The organism is Dietzia sp. Cai40, from assembly GCF_014145165.1.
GTDB lineage: Bacteria > Actinomycetota > Actinomycetes > Mycobacteriales > Mycobacteriaceae > Dietzia > Dietzia natronolimnaea.
In genome coordinates this window covers 1-4,215 of the sequence record NZ_JAALEB010000199.1, presented here as the reverse complement: position 1 = coordinate 4,215, position 4,215 = coordinate 1, and the positions used below count along the sequence as shown (strand labels likewise).

The 4,215-nt window shown below is 68.0% G+C and carries 4 protein-coding genes; 2 read left to right on the top strand and 2 right to left on the bottom strand.

Annotation, left to right across the window (positions count from 1 at the left end):
• Positions 1 to 338 precede the first annotated feature (338 nt).
• Both G6022_RS08630 and G6022_RS16835 read left to right on the top strand, forming a co-directional pair.
• Positions 339 to 1,982: a sodium:solute symporter family protein gene (locus G6022_RS08630; protein WP_182616200.1), complete on the top strand. Its 1,644-nt coding sequence runs from the start codon at positions 339 to 341 to the stop codon at positions 1,980 to 1,982.
• Between the two features lie 14 nt (positions 1,983 to 1,996).
• The gene (locus tag G6022_RS16835; RefSeq protein ID WP_218873259.1) at positions 1,997 to 2,128 is read left to right on the top strand and encodes a putative transporter small subunit; all 132 of its coding nucleotides are present in this window, start codon (positions 1,997 to 1,999) and stop codon (positions 2,126 to 2,128) included.
• Positions 2,129 to 2,206: 78 nt separating this feature from the next.
• Here G6022_RS16835 and G6022_RS08625 read toward each other — a convergent pair whose 3' ends face one another.
• Together G6022_RS08625 and G6022_RS08620 are read right to left on the bottom strand one after the other, a co-directional pair.
• Positions 2,207 to 3,013, bottom strand: coding sequence for a glycosyltransferase (locus G6022_RS08625; RefSeq protein WP_179525781.1), 807 nt, complete (start codon positions 3,011 to 3,013; stop codon positions 2,207 to 2,209).
• Positions 3,014 to 3,202: 189 nt separating this feature from the next.
• Positions 3,203 to 4,215, bottom strand: a 1,013-nt coding sequence (locus G6022_RS08620) for an alpha-hydroxy-acid oxidizing protein (RefSeq protein WP_182691376.1), incomplete at its 5' end; no start/stop codon positions are given.

Below are 4,215 nucleotides of genomic sequence, written 5' to 3'. Positions count from 1 at the left end.
CGGATGTGGAGCGGGTGGACGGGCGAGCGGATGTGGAGTGGGGACGAGCGCGCGACCCGCGCGCGAGGGCGTGCGATGCCGTTTGCGTGCCGTTTGGTGATTTCCTCCAGTAAAAGCCTGGTCGAGCGCCGGAACTGCGCGGATAGAGCTCCATGCACTTGGCCATCCGCACAACGCCGTCCCCACGTCGATTCTTCGTTAAGGCGGTGCATTCACTAGGCTCAGCGTGTTCACATGACAAATGAAGAGGGAGAGGGGCAGATTTGCTGAGCTCTACAGCGCTGAGCGCAACGGCCGTGGTTCTACTTCTGGTGTTGTTCTACGGCGGCACCATGGTCATGTCCACACGGATCGCCAAGAGGAAAGAGAACGCCGACAGCTTCATGACCGCCGGCCACAAGATCGGGTTCGGGATCTCGGCCGCGTCGATGACCGCCACGTGGATCTGGGCGTCCTCCATGTACGCCTCGGTCAACTCCGGATACCTCTACGGCATTTCAGGGCCGATCCACTACGGGTTCTGGGGAGCCCTGATGATCCTGTTCATCTATCCCTTCGGTAAACGCATCCGCGAGGTCGCCCCGCAGGCGCACACCCTCGCGGAGGTCATGTTCGCCCGCCACGGTAGGTCCTCCCAGTTCATGCTGGCCGGATCCAACATCCTGGGTTCCGTCATCTCGTTGACGTCGAACTTCATCGCCGGTGGCGCGCTGATCTCCATGCTCAGCCCGTTCAGCTTCATCCAGGGCGTGATCGTGATCGCCTCAGGTGTCCTGCTCTATACGCTGTGGTCGGGCTTCCGCGCCTCGGTGCTCACCGACTTCGCGCAGGTGGTGGCGATGCTCGGTGCGGTGATCATCATCGTGCCGTCCATGTTCTTCTTCCTCGGCGGGATCGACCTGTTCACCAGCGGGGCTGACAATCTGACGCCGCAGCAGCAGTCGTTCTTCTCCTCGGACGCTTTCCTCAACCAGGGTGCGCCGTACATCGCGGCTGTGCTCGCCTACGCGATCGGCAACCAGACCATCGCGCAGCGGCTGTTCGCGGTGCGCGAGGACCTGATCAAGCCGACCTTCATCACCGCGACCATCGGTTACGGCGCGACGATCATCGGCATCGGCATGGTCGGTGTGCTGGCGCTCTACGCGGGTATCGACCCCGTCGACGGTGACCCCAACAACGTGCTTCCCCAGGTGGCGGCGGAGTACCTGCCGGGCTTCCTGGTCGCGGTGTTCTTCATCATGATCATCGGTTCGCTCTCCTCGACCGCGGACTCGGACCTGTCCGCGATGTCGTCGATCGCGATGAGCGACCTCTACGGTCAGGGTCTGCGCGGCCGTGGCAAGCTGCCCAACCCCCGCGTGATGCTCATCGTCGGCCGCATCACCATGATCCTGGCGACGGCGGCCGCGCTGATCTTCGCCAACATCAGGTTCAACATCCTCGATCTGTTGGTGTTCGTGGGCGCTCTGTGGGGCGCGTTGGTGTTCCCGGTGATCGCGAGCTTCTACTGGAAGAAGGTCACCAACTCGGCCTTCACCGTCTCCGTGCTGGTCGCTCTGGCGGTATTCCTGCCCACCCGCTTCGGGCTGATCCCGGACTCCGGCGTGCTGGCATACGCCGTCGAGGCGCTCGCCGTGGTGGGTGTGGGCGTGGTCCTGGGCCTGATGGTGTTCGGCTTCCTCGGACTCAGGCCGGCGCTCGTCGTGGCCGTGATCGCGGCCCTCGGCAGCGCGCCGTTCATCCTCGGCTTCCTGCGTGACTACGACACGCTCACGGCCTCACTCGTCGCGTACGCGGTCAGCACGATCGTCTGCGTGGCGATGTCGTACCGCAGTTCGATGGACTACGACTTCGACGAGATCGCGCTGGCCACCGCCGATTACGACACCGACGCGGTGGCGGAGGAGCTCGCCGACGCCGACGCCAGGAACACGGCCGAGAACACGAACGATGACGACGACGACGTCGTCCGCGTCTAGGAGAGGAACCGCAGATGACACCGATACTTCTGACGATCTATGTCCTGATCTGGCCCGTGATCGTGGCCGGCGTCCTGGCCGTCCTGGTGGGAGCCTTCATCAGGGAGGCCGCCGAGGCCAAGCGGGACGGCGTGCCGATCATCTGAGCGTGCTCGACGGCACTACGGGTGTGCCCCCTCGCCGAATCCGGTGAGGGGGCACACCCGTGTCAGGAGGGGGGTCGGTCAGCTGTGGAAGATCCGTCGGTAGGCCGCGTTCATGGCGGGGGCGGGCAGGCGCCGGTAGGCGTTGCGGGCGAGGTAGTTGGCCACGGCGCGGGGACGGGAGATCATGCCCGCGTCGAGGAGGGTGCGTTGAATGGTGCGCTCGGAGGCCGTGAGCTGGCGGCTCTTGCGACGGGAGAACTGCGCATCAGTGACGCGGAACTTCACCAGCGGTTCGGGCAGGTTGTGCAGGCGGTAGCCCGCGCCGATCAGGCGGATCATCAGGTCGTAGTCCTCCTGGTAGGGCACGTGGCGGTACCCGCCGACGGCGCGGATGGCGTCGGTGCGGGCCAGCAGGGACGGGTTGTTGACCGGGTTGTTGATGCGCGCGTAGCGGGCGATGTCCTCGTGCTCGGTGGGCAGGGCGCGCATGGCCTTCGGGTGCTCCGGGTCGGTGTCGAACTCGAGCATCGCCGAACCCAGGACGTCCACCCCGAGCGTGCGGGCGGCGTCGAGTTGCCGCTCGAACCGCTCGGGCAGGGAGATGTCGTCGGCGTCCTGGCGGGCGACCCAGCTGGTCCGGACCTCGTCGAACCCGCGTTGGGACGCCGCGGCGGCGCCGAGGTTCTGGGGTAGCGCGAACCGCCGCAGGTCCGGGGTGGAGTCCAGGACCTCACGCAGCGCGGGCGACAGGGGACCGTCCTCCACCACGATCACCTCAGCGGGCTGAACCGTCTGCGCGTGCACACTGTCCAGGGCATCGCGGAGCTGCGAGGGCGCGATCGCGTGGTAGACGGTGAGCAGGACGGACAGTTCGGGGTCACGCATCGAGGTCCTCGCGGTCGGTCTGGGGGCGGGCAGGGTGCCGACGCCTGCGAGCAGTATCGCGGAGACAGGGGGTCTCTTCCGTCAGGCGTACCGCGAGGCGGCGGATGGCCGGGAGCAGCGGCGGGTGGCCGGGAGCAGCGGCGGATGGCCGGGAACAGCGGCGGGAGAACAAGAAAAGCTGCGGGCGCCTCAGGCCAGCAGCGAGGCGTCCACCTCGTCCCACGAGCTCGCGCCGCACAGGGACAGCGTGAGGTCGATCTCGGCGAGCAGGTTGTCGAGCACCTCGCCCACCCCCCGCTGCCCGGCGATGGCCAGACCGTAGATGTGCGGCCGACCGATCGTCACGGCGTCCGCGCCACACGCCATGGCCTTGACCACGTCCGTGCCGTTGCGGATGCCGGAGTCCAGCAGCAGGGTCGGCTCGGGGCCGACGGCCTCGCGGATGCGGACGAGGGCGTCCAGCGTGCCGATGGACCCGTCCACCTGCCGGCCTCCGTGGTTGGAGACCATGACCGCGTCGACGCCCATGTCAAAGGCCCGCCGGGCGTCCTCCGGGTGCAGGACTCCCTTGAGGACGACCGGTAGCCGGGTCCGGTCCCGCAGCGTGGCGATGTGGTCCCAGTTCAGCGCCGGGTTGGAGAACGTGTCGAGGAAGGTCTGGACGGCGGCGCGGGTCTCGGGGGCGGTGAGGTTCCTGCGCAGCCCGCCCGGGTGGTTCCGGGCCATCTCGAGCAGCGTCACGACGGCCTTCGGCGTGACCTTGACCGCGTCGGGGTCCGTGCCGGCGCCGGCGGCGGTCTCACGCGCGACCCGGTCGGCCACCATCTCGGCGAAGCGGGGGTCGGAGGTGTACTGGGCGATCCCGACCCCCCTCGTGAACGGGAGCGATCCCAGGTCGAGATCCCACGGCCGCCAGCCGAGCGTCGTGGTGTCGAGGGTGACGACCAGCGCCCCGGCGCCCGCGGCCTCCGCCCGGGAGATGAAGCTGTCGACAAGCTGCTCGTCCCTGCTCCAGTACAGCTGGAACCAGCGCGGCCCGTCCTTCATCGCCGCGGCAGTGGCCTCCATCGGCGACGAGCCCTGGGAGGACAGGATGTACGGCAGTCCGCGCTCGGCCGCGGCGCGCCCGATGTGGACGTCGGCGTCGCGGCGCACCAGGCCCGCGGCGCCGATCGGTGCGACCAGGACGGGCGCGGGCAGCG

Bases quoted from the DNA above. Each gene is read 5' to 3' on its own strand.
- G6022_RS08625 (WP_179525781.1), bottom strand. From the start codon at position 3,013: ATGCGTGACCCCGAACTGTCCGTCCTGCTCACCGTCTACCACGCGATC.
- G6022_RS08630 (WP_182616200.1), top strand. From the start codon at position 339: ATGTCCACACGGATCGCCAAGAGGAAAGAGAACGCCGACAGCTTCATG.
- G6022_RS16835 (WP_218873259.1), top strand. From the start codon at position 1,997: ATGACACCGATACTTCTGACGATCTATGTCCTGATCTGGCCCGTGATC.